This is a genomic window from Psychrobacillus sp. FSL K6-1415 (genome assembly GCF_038003185.1).
Lineage (GTDB): Bacteria > Bacillota > Bacilli > Bacillales_A > Planococcaceae > Psychrobacillus > Psychrobacillus psychrodurans.
This window is the reverse complement of sequence record NZ_JBBOOQ010000001.1, coordinates 1,947,840-1,966,702: the sequence shown is the minus strand read 5'-3', so window position 1 is coordinate 1,966,702 and position 18,863 is coordinate 1,947,840. Positions and strand designations below refer to the sequence as shown.

The following is an 18,863-nucleotide window of genomic DNA, read 5'->3' as shown; positions in this document are numbered from 1 at the left end:
ATTAAGTCTGAACGGCATTGGTATATATATAATTGTTCTTTCCATTCTTCTTTGCGATGTATAGCGCTTGATCGGCATGATCTAATAGCTCGTCTATGGAAGAGCCGTCATTTGGGAACATGGCAATCCCAATCGACGAAGTTGGCGAAAAGTATGACTCCTCTATAATCCAACCTTTTCGTAGGTTTTGCTGGATTGTCTGAACAATTTCTTCAATTGTAATGCTTCTTCCATTCACGTAATCTGCAATCTGATCAATGATTATGACAAATTCATCGCCACCAATTCGATATACATTGTACTTATAGTGTAAACTGTTCTGAAGCTTTTCAGCAAAATGAGTTAAAAACTGATCCCCAACATCATGTCCGTATTGATCATTAATCGCTTTAAAATTATCGCCATCAATATATAATAACCCTACATTCGGAAACTCTGAACTTACAGATGAGATATAAACTGGAAAGTCTTCATAAAAAGAACGTCGATTTGGTAGACTAGTTAAACTATCATGATAGGCCATAAACTTTAGCTTATCTTCTAAGGCTCTTTTCTCTGTAATTTCACGAGATACAATAACGAACCATTTTTCCTTCTCATCATCGACTGTGTTCTCTACGGTCGTTACTGATGTATCCGTCCAAATAGAGTTTCCATCCTTTGTTTGTAGAAGAAGTTCTACTCGGAACTTATCTAACATCTTTAACTTAGATAAACTTACTGTTTCGGTTTGATCTGTTATCAGATTAAAATAATAACTACCTAGTAATTCTTCTTTATCATATTTTAATATTGTTTCATGACTTGGTGAGGAGTAAAGTAAGTAACCTTCTGCATCTGTTATAGCTATTAAATCATTTGAGTGTTCTGTAATTAATTTAAAGGAGCGCTCTATATTTCGAAGTTCGTTCATCATACGTTTCTTTTCCGTATCATCAAATTGTATAGTTAAATACTTTTCAATTTGTCCTAAATCATTTTTAATGGGTACAACGGTCGCATTCACCCAAAAAAAGGATCCATCCTTTGTTCGATTACGTATTTGGCCATGCCAAATATCTCCTTTACCTATCGTTTCCCACAAATTAGAGAAAAAAGATTCGTCATGATAGTTAGAATTTATCATATGAAATGTTTTACCTATCACATCTTCTCTTTTAAATTTCGTTGTAGTTTCAAATAGTTCGTTTACTGTTTCAATTATTCCATCCTGATTTGTCAACGCAACTAATGCAACTTCATTAATAGCTTTACTGTAAGACTCCAAAACATAGGTAGAATCTTTCATATTCTGTGTCCGAGAAACTTCTTTAGTTGTTGCTAAAATATAACTAATTCCATTTTCGTAAATGGGTATAGCTGTTGTTTCATTTATATTTGTTTCACTTTGTACACAATGATGATCATGGTAGGAAACAGATTTTTTTTGCAAGCATGCTCGATTATAATGTTGAATAATGGTTCTATTGTGCAGTTCACTAAAACATTCATCCAGTGTCTTCCCTATAGGATTTTCTGAAAAAAGCTCTTCTGCTTTTTTGTTGATAAACTCATATATATAAGAAGAATCTTCTTTTCGCATAAAGAACACATATTCATCGGCTAAATCATATAATAAATGAAATTGAGTATGGTTTAAGAAAGATTGAGACATCTATTTAAAAACTCCTGTCAAGTTCTATACTAAGCTAATTTAATCATATGTATTTAAGAAGAAACATACAAGTATTTAACATATATTTTTAGATAATATTTTTTCCAAAAGTTTAATTATTTTTAAAATACTTTCTACTATGCAAAATAGAAAAAACAAAGTATATTATTAATGCAAATAATTTTATAAGGCAAAGTTCGCTTTGCCGAGGGAAGGCAAATGGTGCGCCACCAGTTTTGAGCTGGTCCTAGTAGGTTCGATTCCTACCCCGAAATTTTTTATGCACGATGAAGTGAAAAATTTCAGGGGAACTAGGATGACTCTGCTCATTTATTGGTTCTTTTTAGGGGGCGCTTTTTTTGATAAAAAAACGGGATTTATTCGAATGTACATCTCTTTATGAACTAATGTCAGAACCAACTATTTTGCCTTTCGTACGTCATAAAGCTAGTTCGGCAGATGAGTATTGGTTTGTGACGAAACAGTTAATGGAAGAAGAAGAAAAAGGAACTGTTATTTCTCGAACAATTGTTAGCGACTTTGGTCAACCAATCGGAACAATTAATCTGTTTGATGTAGAAGATGGTGCAGGATTTTTAGGCACTTGGATTGGCTGCCCTTTTCAAGGTCTGGGATACAATAAAAAAGCTAAAGAACAATTTTTACAGGAACTTTTCTTTGATTTAGATATCCATACAGTTTTTTTACGAATTCGCAAAAACAATGCGAAAAGTATACGTGCCACGGAAAAACTTAGATATGCATTAAAAGCAAATGAATCACATCCTTCTATCTATGCAGAAATAAACGCCTTAGAAGAAGCATTTGATCTATACTATATACCAAAAGACTTGTTCCACTTAGTCCTAATGCAACAAGAAAACGAAGAGGAACAGGCAATGTAAAAAAAAATCCCGTCACTTTAAATAGTGACGGGAATTTTTTACTTTTTGTAAGTTAGTAATAATTCAACGAACTGCTCGGGTGTTTTTGAAGCGTTAGTCTCGAACATCCGATCAATCATTTCTTCCTTATTGTTAACCATATGATTTATAGAATCCATAAAAGTAGTGGGTGTAAGATTTTCTTCTTCAAGTACATTTGCAAAACCTTTTTTCTCAAAGTATCTTGCGTTCAACACTTGATCCCCTCTACTTGCCTGAATTGATAACGGAATAAGTAACATAGGTTTTTTCAATTCTAGAAATTCGAAAATAGAGTTTGATCCAGCCCGGCTAATTACATAATCGGACAGTTTCATCAAATGAGGTAATTCATTTGTAACATATTCAAATGCAATATAATTTGGTTTTCCAACTAATAACTCATCTTTGTTTCCTTTACCACATAAATGGATAAGTTGAAATCTGCGAGTAAGTTGATCTATATTCTGCTTAATGACATCATTTATCTTAGCTGAACCTTGACTACCACCCATAATTATAATTGTTTCTTTCGTTGCATCAAATCCAGTTAATTGTTCTGCAATTTTGTCGTTACCTTGAAATAAATCAGGTCGTAGTATTGCCCCTATCGAAGATGCTTTGTTCTCAGGTAAGTGTCTTATTGTCTCCTCAAAAACAGTGAAAATATGTTCAGCAAAAGAAGAAGCAATTTTGTTCGCTAGCCCTGGTGTTAGATCTGATTCATGAATCACAACTGGTATATTCGCCAATTTAGCAGCAAGCACAACAGGTACAGATACAAAACCACCTTTCGAAAATACAATAGAGGGTTTGACTTTTTTCAATACTGATAAAGCCTGTAATGTACCATACAAGACTTTAAATGGATCAGAAAGATTTTTCAGTGAAAAATACCTTCTTAACTTCCCATTAGAAATAGGATGATAAGGTATTTCTGGAAATCGTTCTCCAATGATTGTTTTTTCTATTCCATTATACGATCCAATATAATGGATATTATATTTTTTCTTTATTAACTCGGGTATTATAGCTTCATTTAACGAAACATGACCGGCCGTTCCCCCACCGGTTAATACTATTGTGTTATTATTCATTAATAATCTCCTAACTAATTTTATAACTTAAAAGGATGTATGCCAACATGCACGAAATGAGAACTCTACCAGAAAAAAGTAAGTATATGATTAAGATCGTCTTGCCCATACTAATCACACAAATTGCACTCTATTTAATGACCTTCTTTGATATTTTAATGACAAGTAAATATAGTATTGCCCATTTAGCTGGTGTTTCTATAGGTTCTTCTTTATGGGTACCTGTATATACCGCCCTAACCGGTATATTAATAGGCATTACGCCCATTGTAGCACAATTAATAGGAGCAAAAAAGAAGAAAGATGTACGTACCTTTGTACAGCAAGGTTTTTATATTGGAATAGTACTAGCTATTATTGTATTTTTAGGTATTTTCCTGCTCATTGACCCAATATTAAATTTAATACCTCTTGAAGATAGTGTACGCATCGTGGCAAAGAATTATTTGTTAATGCTGAGTATCGGTCTTGCCCCATTATTTTTATATAGTGTCTTACGTTCTTTTATCGATGCTTTAGGTAAGACGAGAGTCTCCATGTTAATCACCCTGATATCCGCGCCGATTAACATTGCTTTAAACTACTTGCTTATATACGGAAAACTGGGCTTTCCAGAATTAGGCGGGGTCGGAGCGGGACTAGCCTCTGCGATTACTTACTGGCTAATATTACTTATAGCAATTATTATCGTTCTTCGCAGTAATCCATTTGCGAATTTAAAAATTTTTCACGGTTGGACCAAGCCGTCTTTAGTGAAAATACGTACACTGATGAAAATTGGAGTTCCAATTGGAATATCGCTTTTTGCAGAAACAACTATATTTTCAGCTGTCACAATATTGATGAGTGTATATTCAACTCAAGTTATTTCAGCTCACCAAATAGCCATGAATTTCACATCTCTGCTTTACATGGTGCCTCTTAGCATTGCAATGGGTGCTACGATATTAGTAGGGCATGAAATTGGCGCTAAACGATTCTCAGAAGCACAGACCTATAGTTGGTTGAGTGTAATAACAGCAATATGCTTTAGTCTACTTTCCATTTCTATATTATTATTATTTAGAGAGCAAATTGCTTCTGTTTATACAGATGATCGGTATGTTATCGAATTAACAGTTCAATTTTTCTTCTTTGCTGCACTGTTCCAATTATCTGATGCAGTTCAAGCTCCAGTTCAAGGGGCATTGCGAGGTTATAAAGATGTTACGATGACATTTATCATGGCTATCATTTCCTATTGGATAATTGGTTTGCCAACTGGATATATCCTAGCCAACTACACTTCATTTGAGCGCTTTGGATATTGGATCGGATTAATTGTAGGATTGTCTATTGGAGCAATAACACTAACCTCACGACTTATTTATTTACAGAAAAAAATGAAGAAGCAGTAAAAATGACTTCACAGCAATCGAAACGATTAGATACTACGGATGTGCGCTGCCGCTACTTGGGAGGCGCACACCCTAGTTATCGTAGAAAATTAGGAGTGAATTATTTCAAAAGTGATGACTAATAATCGCAATAGTAAAAAACGACGCAAAATTAATCTGCGTCGTTTTTTTGTTAATTATTTACTGATGAATTGTTGTGTCCAATAATATCCACTATTAGATAAACCTACTCCGATATGTGTAAATGAACCATTCATAATATTAGCTTTATGTCCTGGAGATTTCATCCATGCATCTACAACTTCAGCTGGGCTACGTTGACCCATCGCAATGTTTTCTGCTGCAGATTTATACGTAACTCCCATTGACTTCATTTGATCAAAAGGTGATCCATAAGTTGGGCTTGTATGAGAAAAATAGTTTTTATTTTTCATATCTTGAGATTTTGCTTGGGCTGACTGAGTTAGTTTTGTATCAATTTGAAGTGCTTTTAATCCTGCCTTAGCACGTTCTTTGTTCGTTAAGTCGACAACCTGTTGAATTTCAGAAGTAACTTTAACCTCATCTTTTGCTTCAGTTGATGGCTCTTTTACAACTGGTTCTTTTTCAACATTTTCTTTTACTGGCGCTTCTGGTTCTTTTACTACTGGTTTTTCTTGAACTGGTGTTTCTGGTTCTTTTACAACTGGTTTTTCTTCAACTGGCTTAGTTGGAGTTACCACTTCTGGTTTTTTTTCTGATTCCATTGGTTTTTCAACTTCAGGTATTGGAGTTGTTTCTTCTTTTTGTTGGTCATTTTCTTTATCTATTACTGCTGGTTTCTCTACTTGGTTGACAATAGTTAGAAGCTTTGCAAATGATAATTGCGTATTGTATTTCCATTTTACATTATAGGAAAAGCTTTTTGGAGCGTCCCATTTGTAGGTAACGGATGTCTTTGCCTCGGAAGTAGTTGGTGAAAACGCAGTATTCATAGATGCGTTAGCTGTATTGGTTGAGATTAATAATCCACTAGCTAAAATTCCAGCCATAATCATATGTTTTTTATTCATGTTTCATTTCCTCCTTCTTTTGTGCTCCCCTATTGTAAACACAAAATAGAATGAAATTTTCACATAAAATATTCCAACAAAACCAATTGAATCTTTTTATCTTTAAAATCTATAAATCTAGCAAAGAATTTTGGATAACATAACCACTTTGCTAAAATATTAGCTTTTATCTTCGGTTGACAGTTTTATTAATTCCTCTTTATATAGTTCAACCATCGCTTGCTGCTGCTTGTTGGATAGCTTACTATTTTCAATCCGTTCTAATGCCATACTATATTTTTTTTGAATCGACAATCTAGCTCTTGGGTGAGTATATTCATCTAATAACTCAGAATGAATGATGGCTCTGAGCTCTTCTTCTGTCTTTATTGAACTAACTGACTGACGGTTTTGATAAAGTAATTGAAACGCTTTAATCATTTTGAGCGCTTCCTATGATAGTGATAGATTCTACTTGATCACCTATAATAACAATCTGTGGATGCATTTTAATGTATTCAGGAAGCCACTGCACCATCCCGTATGCATATTGAAATAGAAAAGGATTTTTATGACCTTTTAACGGTACATAGCCCTTCATACGATAAATAGTATCTGGAAGTTCCTTTACCCACTTTTCAAATTCATCCTTGTTTACTAGCTCTGTAAATGTGTGTAATCGCGAAGACAAGGATAGCTGTTTCCCTATTGCCGCTTGTTGTATTTCTTGACTAAAATATGTGGCTTCTAGGTTTGTAATCATTTTTAAAGGTAATTTGGCATTAGATGTCTGAATAATAGGAGCGTGACTATTTAACCCCTGAATTTGCAATGTCACCAAAGCTATTTCGTTGTCAGAAAGAAGATCAACCTTATTTGCTACTATTAAATGCGCATGTTTAATTTGCTCCATAAATAACATGCGTGTTTGAGGGGTCATTTTATCTCTATCTATCCATCTTTTACAATCTGCTACTGTAATAATACCCTTCATATTCAGCCTACTTGCAAAATATGGGGATAAAACTGCATCCATAGCTTCTACAGGATGAGCCGCACCAGTTGTTTCGATTAATAGTACATCGAATTCTTCACCTTCTAATAACATTTGTAATTGTGCTTCCATTTTTTCAGCACCAGTGCAGCAAATACAGCCTTCTAGCATTTCTTTAATAGGTACGTCTTCATCCACGGATTTACTATCAAAAGGTAATTTCCCTAATTCATTCATAATAACAGCAGGTTTTAGTCCTTCTGCTTTCAGTTGTTCTATTAAATGAGATAATAAAGAAGTTTTCCCACTCCCTAAAAAGCCACTTAGTAAATATACATCTTTCATATTCTTTAACTCCCTTAATATCGTTGAAAAAGCTGACCGTAAAGGTCAGCTCTTATTCAACGATTTATTTGTTTATCAAATCTGTTGCAATTTCCTGCGCTTTTATTAACTGTGGATCCTCTTCTAAGATTTTCGCTCTTAGCTGATCCATCAATAGGAAAGATGTTTCTCCATCTATATCACCTGATACAGCAAGTTTGTTGTCTGATTGGAACTTCTTCACAGCAGTATTCATCTGTTCGTCAAAGTTCCCGTCAACTACTCCTACATCATATCCTACTGCTTTTAACATTTCCTCTGCAGTTTGAACAGCTTCGGACGATTGGTTTTTTTTCAACGTTATAGCTGTATCTAAAGGAGGTAACATTGCATAAGATGGATATTCAACTACATGATCAGGAAGAATCCCTACGTCATGAATCCAGTTTCCATCAGGTGTTAACCATTTAGCAGTTGTAATTTTAATATTGGAACCGTCTGGTAAATCATTTACTGTTTGAACAGTCCCTTTACCAAAGGAATTTAAACCTACTAACGGTACATTTGCTGATTCACTTAATGCACCAGCAAGAATTTCTGATGCAGATGCACTACCCTCATCAATGATTAGTGTAACAGGAACTTTAACACGTGACCCAGGCGTAGCAACTGTAACTTCTTTATCGCCCTGAATTTCAATTTGCAGTAGGTTTTTACCTTCTTCTACAAATAGATTAGAAATATCAATAGCAGAAGATAGTAAGCCACCAGGATTTTGACGAACATCAAGTACTAGTGCTTTCATGCCCTCTTCCTCCATGGAGTCAATTGCTGTCAGCAATTCATCATATGTGTTTGTAGAAAAGCTGGATATAATAATATGTGCCACTTGATCATCTAACATTTCTGCATAAACAGTTTCAATCGGAATATCGTCACGTACAATTGTTACTTCCATTTGAGCATTAGTACCTCTTTGTATAGACAATGTTACTTCTGTTCCCTTACTACCTCGAATAAGCAATACTGCCTCCGACGCACTATATCCTTTAATATCTTTACCATCTACCGCCAAGACTTTATCATTTGGCATCAAACCAGCTTTTTCAGCAGGTGAGTTTTTGATAGGTGACACAATGTTAATATAACCATCTTTTTCTTGTATCTCTGCACCTATACCTTGAAAACTAGACGAAATATTTTCATTGAACTGTGATGCCTCGTCTCGATTCATATAATCAGAATATGGATCTTCTAGTGCATCGATCATCCCGTTAATTGCGCCATTGATCACCGCATCTTCATCCACTTCTTTATAGTATTCTTCCTCTAATTTATCATAGGCCAAATACAATTTAGAAAACTCAGAACGCTCAGCTTGATTAGCTGTATTGATGTTAACGACTTTTTCGTCTCCCCATGTTAAAACAATCATAGTAATTGTTGCTGTTGCTACTATTAGGGCAAAAATACTCAATAGGAAAACAAATGGTTTCATTTTTATATATTTGGATGCTGGTTTTACCTCAGTAATGTCTTCTTCATTATTTTGTTTTTGATCGTCCAAATTCTTTCACCCTTTTCAGAAAAAACTTTCCTTAATATGATATGTAGTATTTAATACTTTAAGACATAGTTTCATTTTAAAAATAGACTGTCATATATATGACAGTCTATTTTTAATTGTTATCATATTCTTAGTCTTGAATTGCTGCTTCTAATGCAACAACAATCATATCATTAAACGTTGTTTGACGTTCCTCAGAAGAAGTTGCTTCTCCTGTGATTATATGATCACTAACTGTTAAAACAGCTAATGCTTGACGACCGAATTTCGCAGCAAGTGTATATAGAGCTGCTGATTCCATTTCTACAGCAAGGACACCATAGTCAGCCCATTTCTCATTTTGAGCGTTTTCATTGTAGAATAAATCTGCTGTAAATACGTTACCTACTTTTAAGTTTAGACCAGCTTCTTTACCTGCATTATACGCTTTGTATAAAAGGTCAAAGTCAGCTGTTGGTGCATAACTAATATCATCCAACAACACTTTATTTAATGTAGAGTCAGTTGATGCACTTTGAGCAAGAATTACGTCACGAACTTTTACATCTTTTTGGATTGCTCCACAAGTTCCTACACGGATTAATTTTTGTACATCGTAGTCATTCATTAATTCATGAACATAAATAGATATAGAAGGTACACCCATTCCCGTACCTTGTACAGAAATTCTTTTTCCTTTATATGTCCCTGTATATCCGAACATATTACGAACCTCATTATATTGAACTACATCCTCTAAAAATGTTTCAGCAATATACTTTGCGCGTAATGGATCTCCTGGAAGTAAGATTGTGTCTGCAATTTCACCTTTTTTTGCACTAATATGAATACTCATTTAAATAACCTCATTTCTTATACGTTTCGGCTTAATGATACCGTTTTTTTCCTTCAATTGCAATGAACTACCTACTTTGAATCTTCTATATAATACTCCCATATTTCATCAAAGACCGTTGCAGGCATATTCGGGTCAGCAAGCTCCTCAATATATAACGATATTTTATCAAAAGAAGTTTCCGCCTTTGGAAAATCGTGATGGTTAAACATACTATTGGCGAATTTTACCTTTTCATCTTCCTTTTGACCTCCCCGGAATTTTAAAGTAAACAAATAAAACGATTGTCGCATAAAAATAACCCTCCTTTAGTCATGAAGACTTATAAAAATCAAAAAAGTGTAGATAATTCAAACTAAAACAAGTAAACTTAAAAATGTTAATAGTTTGACATATTGAAAGGATTGATATGGTTGAGAAAAAACTTTGCAAGAAACTTAAAATCAATGAATTTCCCAAAAATAAAGACCCGTAAAAAGAACGAAGGAAAAACTAAAAGAAGCAAACCTATCTTCCTATTTAAGAAGTCTAAGAAGGAGGATAAAAAGCTAAATCTAAACCGTACCGCCAAGGCAAATTTTCTGCATTCGATTCGTGGTCGAGTTCTTATAATTTTTACAGTTCTTATTGTTGTTTTAATATCGATGCTCGTCCTAACGTCTACAAAAATGTTTTCTGCTCAACAAGCATTAGAGAAGTTCACTAATGTGGACATTAAAGAACAGATGATGGTAAATCAAATTGCAACTGAGATTGCACAGCTTGCTAATGCAGAACAAAGTTATATTATAACTGGTAAGAGTAATTATATGGCAAGCTATAGAAAATATAAAGATTCAACTATTACAAACATAAAAGAACTATACAAAACATACGAAAATCGTCCAGAAGAGTTACAGAAAATACAATCTATTGACCAATTTTTTACAACTTATTTACAATATTCTGACCGAGTTATCAGCATTCGTGATGAAAAAGGTATAGAGTCAGCACAAAAGTTAGTGAATACTGGCAACGGTAAAACTGCCATGAATTATGTTGATGTACATATCGCTGCAATGAATGAACTTCTTGAAAAGAATAATGCAAATCAGATTGCTTTATTGAAAAAAGAGAATAACACATCTCTAATGATATTTATAGCACTAACTGTTTTCTCTGTAGTTCTAACCTTATCTTTCGGTATTTTCTTGTTCTTTTCGATTAAACGCAGTACGAATGCTATTAACCGATCCATCTTAGATATCGCACAAGCTGGTGGTGATCTGACGAGACGAGTGAAAGTAAGATCTAAAGATGAATTTTCAGAGATTGCGAATAGTACAAATATCCTGATAACATCAATTGCCGATCTTGTAAGAAGAGTCAGAGAACTTACAGTGAATGTTTCTGCCAGTGGTCAAGAATTGATGGCATCATCAGATGAAACAGCTTTAACAATACAATCTATCGCTGATTCTACGAATGAAATTGCTGCTGGAAGTGATCAAACATTACGAAGCATGACAGAAGCAATACAAAAAATGAATTCATTAGAAGAAGCAACAAGATACTTAAACAATGACGCACAATCAGTGAAAGAAGCTACGGACCATATGATTGAGGCAGCCCAAAAAGGTGGAGAATCTGTACAGCATTCTTCAAATGTCATGATGAGTATCGAAGAAACAATGGCAAATACTACTCAAACTGTTGAATCACTTGGGACCAAATCAACTGAAATTACCTCAATCATCAAAACAATTACAGCTATTGCAGAGCAAACGAATTTACTAGCTTTAAATGCTGCTATCGAAGCTGCTCGTGCTGGTGAACATGGTAGAGGTTTTGCAGTAGTTGCAGATGAGGTAAGAAAACTGGCAGAACAATCCCAGAAAGCAGCAAAAGAAGTTACAGGGATTGTTACTTCAATACAGTCAGAAGTTACTTCAATTGTTAAACAAAATCACGAGGGTGTCGAAAGTGTAATACGAGGAGTGGAAGTTGCAAATGAAACGAATGCTTCTCTTGACCAAATCATGAATCAAACAAATGAAACGATTTCTATTATTGATAAGATGGTGAAACAGATTGAAGAAACGCTAAACTTTAGTCAGGAAGTTGCCGCATCGTTTATAGAAGTAACTCAAATTGCAGAGAATACAGCTTCTAACACCGAAACTTCTGCTGCTGCTGCAGAACAAGGATCTGCTGCAATGCAAGAAATTAATGCGTCTGCTGTAGAATTATCCCACCAAGCGGATGAATTAAGTAAGGTAGTAAATGAGTTTAAACTATAAAATCTATCATCATAAAATGGTTGGTTATGACTTTCGTCATGACCAACCATTTTTTATCGCATATTTAACAAGTACTTTTGAAGACTCTCGCACGAAGATCCAAGGAAATACATCCTTTAAAATTATGTTTTTCGCATGAATTTTGAGTGAATTACAATAATTGATGGATAATTTTCCCGATTCGCAAGTAAATTGCCCTTAAGAGCAAGTAAAGTAAGTGTGAGGGCAAGTATACGAAGAGTACAGCAAGTAAATTCACTTAAAGCGCAAGTATTCGTTATGCCAAAGCAAGTAACGTAACATAATCACAAAGGAATTTTTCAATTGAAAAGCTCTATAATATTTTACAAAATAAAAAATCGGCAAGCGCCCTTTCGATCAGTACTTCCATCTATCGTTTCCGAGAGATGGTGGTAATTTTATAGGAGTTGTTTGTCCGACGCACTTCTACATCTTTAGTAACTGAATTATTACATTTTGTATAATGAAAGAATTGATAGAGAAAGCTCACGAATATACAATTTCGTGAGCTACTTCTTTTATTAATTTAGTGATTTCTCTTTATATCCACAGATATAAAAGAAAATATACTTTCTTTCGTGGTGCTCTAAACCCATTGTTCGCTCGATTAGCTATTAGAACATTTTGATATACTCTTCATAGCCTTCTTCTTCCAATTTATCTTTAGGTACAAAACGTAGTGCCGCGGAATTGATACAATAGCGCAGTCCTGTTTCTTCCTTAGGTCCATCTGGGAATACGTGGCCTAGATGAGAGTCCGCTGTTTTGCTTCGTACTTCAACACGTCTCATACCATGGCTATCATCAAATTTTTCTAAAACCTCATGCTCCTCAATTGGACGAGTAAAACTTGGCCAACCGCAACCAGCATCATATTTATCTTTTGAATGAAATAAAGGTTTACCAGATACTACATCTACGTATATTCCCTCATCAAAATGCTTATCATACTCACCTTGGAACGGTGGTTCTGTACCATTTTGTTGTGTAACATAAAATTGCATTTCAGTTAAGTTCTCTTTCATTTATTGCCCCTCCTTCATTCTTTCAACAAACGCAGCTCTACCAGATCCCGTGAAATAACGATTATAGTGGCCTGGGTTTTTCTTATAATAATCTTGATGATAATCCTCCGCAGGATAAAACTCAGCGGCCGGTAGTATTTTCACAGCAATTTTAACATTAAATCTGCCAGATGCATCTAAAGCATCCTTTGAGGCGATTGCTTTTTCTTTTTGCTCTTCTGTATGATAAAAAATGGCCGTTTGATAAGAAGAACCACGGTCAAAAAATTGGCCATTATCATCTGTTGGATCTATATTGAGCCAAAAAATTTCTAATAAACGATCATATGAAAATACAGCTGGATCAAAAGTGATTTGTACTGCTTCGTAATGTCCCGTTGCATTGGAGCAAACCTGTTCGTATGTTGGATTAGGTACATGTCCACCCGTATATCCAGAAACCACTTTTTCAATTCCACCGTACGAATCAAAAGGCTTTACCATACACCAAAAACAGCCGCCTGCAAAAGTTGCTTTTTCCATTGTTTCGCCCCCTATTCTGTTGGTATTACAATTTCAAGCGTAATGATATCCTCTGCTAAATTCAACTCTTTTGCTCGGACATGAACACCTGAGGTCATCGGAATATCTGACAACTGAATAAGGACCTCTTCTTCTGCTGGGTTTACAACCATCCATTTTGGAAGTTCAACTGAATCTCTCAATAGCTTTAAAATCATTTCAGGCTCCATTTTTTGTGGTCCAATTTCAACGGATGATTGCTCTAATCGAATATTCCCGTTCTCTTCTACATATGGTTCAAAAAACATTTTTACTGGCAAATTTATAGAAAAAACAGTAAACTCTGACGATAAAACAATTTGATCATCAACTGTAAGTTGAAGTGGGAGAGGCTTTCCACCTATCTCTTTTTTTATATAAGAATTTGCAATAGCTTGAAAATCCTCTTTTGTTGCATTTACAGTTAACACATTCCCTTCTGGAGGCGTGTTAGCTTCCTCTATCCAAACGGATTCTACAGGAGTTGTTATCCAATAAACGAAGGTTCCAATACTACCGATAATAATTATTACTAATATAAAAAATGCAATTTTCCATTTATTCAATCCATCAACTCCTTAAAACAACAATTCCCTACTATCCGCATCTATTAAACCACATTCTTGCATAGAACTAATTATTTCTTCAATCACAAGTTGATAACCTTTACTGTTTGGATGGAAGAAATCAGTGTGGTAAACCAAATTAGTATTAGTTACGAAAAGATGGTCGATCGGCACATAACAAGCATTGCTATCACTATAAGCAATCTCCTGTATGGTTTCATTCCAATCATTTAAAATGAAGTCAAACTCACTTTTTTCATCTGTGACAATTGTAATAGGATTATATAAACCCATTATGATAATCGGAGCAGTACTATTAATCTCCCGAATCTCCTGAATAATTTGATCATAGTTCCTTTCAAATTTACCTAATTCTTTTTCAAAAGCCTCTACTTTAAGATTAAACAAGTCTTTCTTAACAACTTTCATAATGTCATTCCCACCAATAGTTAAGGTAATGATATGGGCTTTTCGAATTTGGTGGTCAATTTCTCCATCCTTTAACATCTTTAAAAGTTGATCGCTTCTACGTCCTCTTTTTGCAGTATTGGTTAATGGAACGTCTTCTATTCCTTTATATTGTGAAAAATGTTGCTGCAGACGTCCTAAATAACCTTCTCTCTTTAATTCATCTCCTACTCCTTGTGTCAAAGAATCCCCAAGTCCAACAACTTCTATTGTTCTTGGAAAAAACTTAAAAGGAATGACATAATCCTCAAAAAGAACCTCCTGTTTTTCCGAAAAACTAACTTCCACCAGGTCATTGGAATTACATCCAACTAGAAAAATAACGCTAATAACTATTAATAAATATTTCATCAGAAACCCCTTTTTTAAAAAAGTGAAACTTCAACCAGTTGGAGATCCTTCATCCCACTGATTGTTAGGTTAGCCTATCTGGATAAAACAAAAGCAGGGATAAGTATTCCTCCCTGCCTGCCTTTTGTCTATTCAGTCGTATACATAAATCCAATAGCTCCAGGTCCTGTGTGCGTACTTATAACAGGTGATGTAAATGAAACTTGGATGTCAAGAAAACCCGATTCCTTAATAAGGTTCATCAAAGGTTTAGCCATTGAAAATCCATTTGCATGAGAAATACCAACCGCTTTGACAACCTTTCCTTTTGTATCTGCTATATATCGGTCAAATAAGTAATTGACAACTTGTTTATGGCTTCTTACTTTTGCAATTGGTGTATACTCTCCACCTGCTAAACTTGCGATTGGTTTAATAGAGAGTAAAGAACCAAGCATTGCTTTACCTTTACCAATTCTACCACCTTTAACGAGATTATCCAAAGTATCTACAACGACAAACAAATCAGTCTTTTGGCGAATATCTTCTACTTTTTGAATGATTGCTTCTTTTGTCTCGCCATTTGAAGCCATTTTAGCTGCTTCCTCAACTTGGAAAGATAACGCGAAGGAAATAAATTTGGAATCAATTACTGTAACATCTGATTCTGTCATCTCGGCAGCAGCCTGTGCCGATTTTACGGTTCCACTCATACCACCAGTCATATGTATAGAAATAACTTGATCACCATCTTTTCCAAGCTCGTCGTATAATTCTTTAAAGACCCCGGATGATGGTTGTGATGATTTTGGTAATTCTTTAGCCATCGACATTTTTTCTAAAAATTCTTCTGCTTTTATATCCACCCCATCAATAAATGATTCGCCATCAATTTGAATGGTTAAAGGTATGACATTTATATTGTATTGTTCAATCAATTCTGTTGTTAAGTCCGCTGTGGAGTCAGTTACAATGTGAACTTTCGGCATATGCTATCCCTTCCTTCCTACTTACTACTATTATAAGAAGAATACTGTTGTTCTGTAAACTATTTGCTAGTGGTTCTAATCATTTCAATTTTTCTAGCAATAGAAGTATGTAAATCCTCTATAATTTTCTTTGTATCATTTTGGTCAATACTCTCTATAGTGTATGTAGGTAAAATGCTAATTTGAACGTTTGCAGGACAGATTTTATTATTATTTTTTTCCATAATTTTTGAAGTCCCATATATCGCTATTGGAACAATAGGAACTCTCGCCTGTTTTGCGATTCGGACAAATCCAGATTTAAAAATACCTATTTCTTTTCCCTTACTTCTTGTACCTTCTGGAAAAATTAAAATAGAATGCCCATTCTGTAAATGGGTAGCTGTATCTTCAATGGATTTATAAGCGCTCTTTCTATTTGACCTATCTATGAACACACAATTCATTTCTTCCATCCATTTCGAAATAATCGGTAGTTTTTTCACTTCTATCTTTGAAATAAACCCAAATGGCTTGGGAATATAAGCTAGTAAGCTTGGAATATCGAAATTACCTTCATGATTGGCAATAAAAAGCACAGGTCCACTTGGAAGATATTCCTCTCCTTCTAAAGTAAACTGGCTTTTAGTTCTTTTTAAAATTCCACTTGCCCATAATTTTGGTACATTATGGACAAGTAGATCGTATTGCTCAGTTGAAAGTATATTCTTTTGTTCCTTTATTTTTTTATATTTAAGTAAAGAAACTGGTAAATATCCAAATAAAAAACCAAAAGTTCTTAGAGAAGAAAACAACTTATTCACTAACCTTTCTTTCATAAACCAAATAAACATACGTAGTACCATCTGGAGTTTGCATATCTGCAGTTGTGTCTACTAACACCCATTCATCATAACTGTATGATGGGAAATAGGTATCTCCTTCAAAGGTTTGTTGAATAAACGTTATATAAAGTCTATCCGCTTTTGGCAAAATCGCACGAAAAATTTGTTCACCGCCAATTACCATTACTTCCTCATGGTGGGCTGTAGCTATTTCAATGGCTTTCGCTAAATCTGTCACTACCTCCGCGCCTTCTACTTGATAATCTGCATTCCTTGTTACAATAATATTTTTACGGCCAGGTAATACTCTTCCAATTGATTCGAAAGTTTTTCTCCCCATTACCATCGCCTTGTCCATAGTCTGTGCTTTAAAATAAGCAAGGTCCCCTGGTATATGCCAAGGCATTTTGTTTTCAAACCCGATAACTCTGTTAGGATCATGTGCAACAATAAGTGATATCATATGCTTCCTCCTTTAACTTATTTAAACAGCAATTGGTGCCTTAATTCGAGGATGTGGATCATATCCTTCTAATTTAATGTCATCTATTTCCAAATCAAAAATAGATTCTTTTTGGTCATTTAATAACAATTGTGGCAATGCACGTGGGTCTCTTTCTAATTGCGTTGTAACCTGGTCCATGTGATTTATATATAAATGAGCGTCCCCTAAAGTATGGACAAATTCTCCGACTTCTAATTGGCATTCTTTTGCTATTAAATGAGTTAATAAAGCATAAGAGGCAATGTTAAAGGGAACACCCAAAAATACATCCGCACTCCGTTGATAAAGCTGACAGGATAGCTTCCCATTTGCCACGTAAAATTGCATAAAGGAGTGACATGGAGGTAAAGCCATTTCATCTACTTCTGCTGGGTTCCATGCAGTGATTATATGTCTTCTAGAGTCAGGATTTTTCTGTATTTGCTCAATGACATTTCGTAATTGATCGATTGTTTGTCCATCCTTTGACGGCCAGGATCTCCATTGACGCCCGTAAACGGGACCTAAGTCACCGAACTTATCTGCAAATACATCATCAGTTAAGATTTTTTCACAAAATATATCCATTTGTTTCTGCACAACATCCTTAAAATCAGGGTCTTTTGCTGCCCGCACTCCAAAATTCGTCATATCAGGACCTGTATATTCTTCACTGTTTACCCATTTTTCAAATGCCCACTCATCCCAAATATGATTATTTGCCTGAATAAGAGTTTTCACATTTGTATCACCTTTTATAAACCATAGTAGCTCGGTTGCCACTAAACGGAATGCCGTTTTTTTCGTTGTAAGTAGGGGAAAACCTTCTGATAAGTCAAACCGCATTTGATAGCCGAAGACACTTTTCGTACCAGTTCCAGTTCGATCTCCTTTTTCAACGCCATTTTTAATAATATGTTTGCACAAAGTAAGGTACTGCTCCATGTCATATCCCTCTTTTCATTTTTCATACAAAAAGGCTCTCACTAAGAGAGCCATTTTGGTGGTGTGTTTATTGACCAAAACACAATCCGTTTAGCGATATATATAATTTTAATAACTAGACATAGAAAAATCAACGTTTTCTATCTATTACATTTTTAACTACTTAATAACTTTAGTATATTATAACATATTGTTTTGGGTATGTTTGCGGTAAAAGTAAATTGTACTTTATCAAATGAAAAACTACGTAGTATCAAATTGGTTCTTCTTCAGGATTTGTCGATGTTTTGTGCACTAAATCTTAATTCAATCCGTACTGGAACTTAAACTCGTTATTTCCATATACTGCGTGACTTAAGTAGCTTTATGTCGACCACTACGAACTGTTATATCAATTAACCCTTTATACGCTAACTGGAATTGAACATTCTTTCTCGTAAGGTATTAATAAGCTTGTCCAAGATCTGTATTTGGTTCTACACCCAGCTGAGGAGATTGCATGATTGCTGCAAAAAAGATGTTTGGTCACATCTAATAGCTTAGGTGTAGTACCGCTGTGAGTGCGATACG

19 protein-coding genes are annotated in these 18,863 nt (G+C 34.8%); 3 read left to right on the top strand and 16 right to left on the bottom strand.

Annotated elements, in window-relative coordinates; translation table 11 throughout:
- Position 1: 1 nt before the first annotated feature.
- The gene (locus MKY60_RS09175; RefSeq protein WP_093494779.1) at positions 2-1,654 is read right to left on the bottom strand and encodes a diguanylate cyclase domain-containing protein; all 1,653 of its coding nucleotides are present in this window, start codon (positions 1,652-1,654) and stop codon (positions 2-4) included.
- Positions 1,655-2,013: 359 nt separating this feature from the next.
- Here MKY60_RS09175 and MKY60_RS09170 point away from each other — a divergent pair, with 359 nt between their 5' ends.
- Positions 2,014-2,559 carry a GNAT family N-acetyltransferase gene (locus MKY60_RS09170; protein WP_093494778.1) on the top strand — a complete coding sequence of 182 codons (546 nt, stop codon included), beginning with the start codon at positions 2,014-2,016 and terminating at the stop codon, positions 2,557-2,559.
- Between the two features lie 38 nt (positions 2,560-2,597).
- Here the strand turns inward: MKY60_RS09170 and MKY60_RS09165 are convergent, their stop codons facing one another.
- On the bottom strand, positions 2,598-3,674 hold the full coding sequence (locus tag MKY60_RS09165; RefSeq protein WP_093494777.1) for an undecaprenyldiphospho-muramoylpentapeptide beta-N-acetylglucosaminyltransferase: 1,077 nt from the start codon (positions 3,672-3,674) through the stop codon (positions 2,598-2,600).
- Between the two features lie 47 nt (positions 3,675-3,721).
- On the opposite strand from MKY60_RS09165, the gene MKY60_RS09160 reads away from it, so the two are divergent.
- Entirely contained in the window at positions 3,722-5,071 is a 1,350-nt protein-coding gene (locus MKY60_RS09160) for an MATE family efflux transporter (protein ID WP_241599824.1), read from the top strand.
- 176 nt (positions 5,072-5,247) lie between these two features.
- Here MKY60_RS09160 and MKY60_RS09155 read toward each other — a convergent pair whose 3' ends face one another.
- The 6 genes from MKY60_RS09155 to MKY60_RS09130 all read right to left on the bottom strand — a co-directional run bounded on the left by MKY60_RS09155 (position 5,248) and on the right by MKY60_RS09130 (position 10,115).
- Positions 5,248-6,123: a CAP domain-containing protein gene (locus MKY60_RS09155; protein WP_340929570.1), complete on the bottom strand. Its 876-nt coding sequence runs from the start codon at positions 6,121-6,123 to the stop codon at positions 5,248-5,250.
- A gap of 159 nt (positions 6,124-6,282) precedes the next feature.
- A complete protein-coding gene (locus MKY60_RS09150; protein WP_340929568.1) occupies positions 6,283-6,543 on the bottom strand; it encodes a hypothetical protein in 261 nt (86 codons plus the stop codon).
- Positions 6,536-7,441 (bottom strand): CobW family GTP-binding protein, encoded by a 906-nt coding sequence (locus MKY60_RS09145; RefSeq protein WP_340929567.1) that lies wholly within the window; start codon positions 7,439-7,441, stop codon positions 6,536-6,538. The genes MKY60_RS09150 and MKY60_RS09145 overlap by 8 nt, the downstream gene beginning before the upstream one ends.
- A 64-nt stretch (positions 7,442-7,505) precedes the next feature.
- Positions 7,506-8,987 carry a lmo1851 family serine protease gene (locus MKY60_RS09140; protein ID WP_241599821.1) on the bottom strand — a complete coding sequence of 494 codons (1,482 nt, stop codon included), beginning with the start codon at positions 8,985-8,987 and terminating at the stop codon, positions 7,506-7,508.
- Between the two features lie 130 nt (positions 8,988-9,117).
- Positions 9,118-9,822, bottom strand: coding sequence for a purine-nucleoside phosphorylase (deoD, locus tag MKY60_RS09135; RefSeq protein WP_090561451.1), 705 nt, complete (start codon positions 9,820-9,822; stop codon positions 9,118-9,120).
- Between the two features lie 71 nt (positions 9,823-9,893).
- Positions 9,894-10,115: a YozE family protein gene (locus tag MKY60_RS09130; protein ID WP_093494772.1), complete on the bottom strand. Its 222-nt coding sequence runs from the start codon at positions 10,113-10,115 to the stop codon at positions 9,894-9,896.
- 120 nt (positions 10,116-10,235) lie between these two features.
- Between MKY60_RS09130 and MKY60_RS09125 the strand changes: the two genes are divergently transcribed.
- Positions 10,236-12,101 carry a methyl-accepting chemotaxis protein gene (locus tag MKY60_RS09125; RefSeq protein WP_340929566.1) on the top strand — a complete coding sequence of 622 codons (1,866 nt, stop codon included), beginning with the start codon at positions 10,236-10,238 and terminating at the stop codon, positions 12,099-12,101.
- 635 nt (positions 12,102-12,736) lie between these two features.
- On the opposite strand, the gene msrB is transcribed toward MKY60_RS09125, so the two are convergent.
- The 8 genes from msrB to MKY60_RS09085 form a co-directional block, all read right to left on the bottom strand.
- Complete coding sequence (msrB, locus tag MKY60_RS09120; protein ID WP_093494771.1) at positions 12,737-13,147, bottom strand: peptide-methionine (R)-S-oxide reductase MsrB; 411 nt, start codon at positions 13,145-13,147, stop codon at positions 12,737-12,739.
- Positions 13,148-13,669, bottom strand: a complete 522-nt coding sequence (msrA, locus tag MKY60_RS09115; protein ID WP_340929565.1) for a peptide-methionine (S)-S-oxide reductase MsrA — start codon at positions 13,667-13,669, stop codon at positions 13,148-13,150.
- 11 nt (positions 13,670-13,680) lie between these two features.
- Complete coding sequence (locus MKY60_RS09110) at positions 13,681-14,253, bottom strand: YpmS family protein (protein ID WP_093494769.1); 573 nt, start codon at positions 14,251-14,253, stop codon at positions 13,681-13,683.
- Between the two features lie 12 nt (positions 14,254-14,265).
- Positions 14,266-15,072, bottom strand: coding sequence for a GDSL-type esterase/lipase family protein (locus MKY60_RS09105; RefSeq protein WP_340929564.1), 807 nt, complete (start codon positions 15,070-15,072; stop codon positions 14,266-14,268).
- 128 nt (positions 15,073-15,200) lie between these two features.
- Complete coding sequence (locus tag MKY60_RS09100; RefSeq protein ID WP_340879553.1) at positions 15,201-16,040, bottom strand: DegV family protein; 840 nt, start codon at positions 16,038-16,040, stop codon at positions 15,201-15,203.
- A gap of 59 nt (positions 16,041-16,099) precedes the next feature.
- The gene (locus MKY60_RS09095; protein WP_340929563.1) at positions 16,100-16,873 is read right to left on the bottom strand and encodes a lysophospholipid acyltransferase family protein; all 774 of its coding nucleotides are present in this window, start codon (positions 16,871-16,873) and stop codon (positions 16,100-16,102) included.
- Positions 16,836-17,327 (bottom strand): dihydrofolate reductase, encoded by a 492-nt coding sequence (locus MKY60_RS09090; protein WP_241599816.1) that lies wholly within the window; start codon positions 17,325-17,327, stop codon positions 16,836-16,838. Before MKY60_RS09090 ends, MKY60_RS09095 begins: the two co-directional genes overlap by 38 nt.
- 21 nt (positions 17,328-17,348) lie before the next feature.
- Positions 17,349-18,293: a thymidylate synthase gene (locus MKY60_RS09085; protein WP_340929562.1), complete on the bottom strand. Its 945-nt coding sequence runs from the start codon at positions 18,291-18,293 to the stop codon at positions 17,349-17,351.
- Positions 18,294-18,863: the final 570 nt, after the last annotated feature.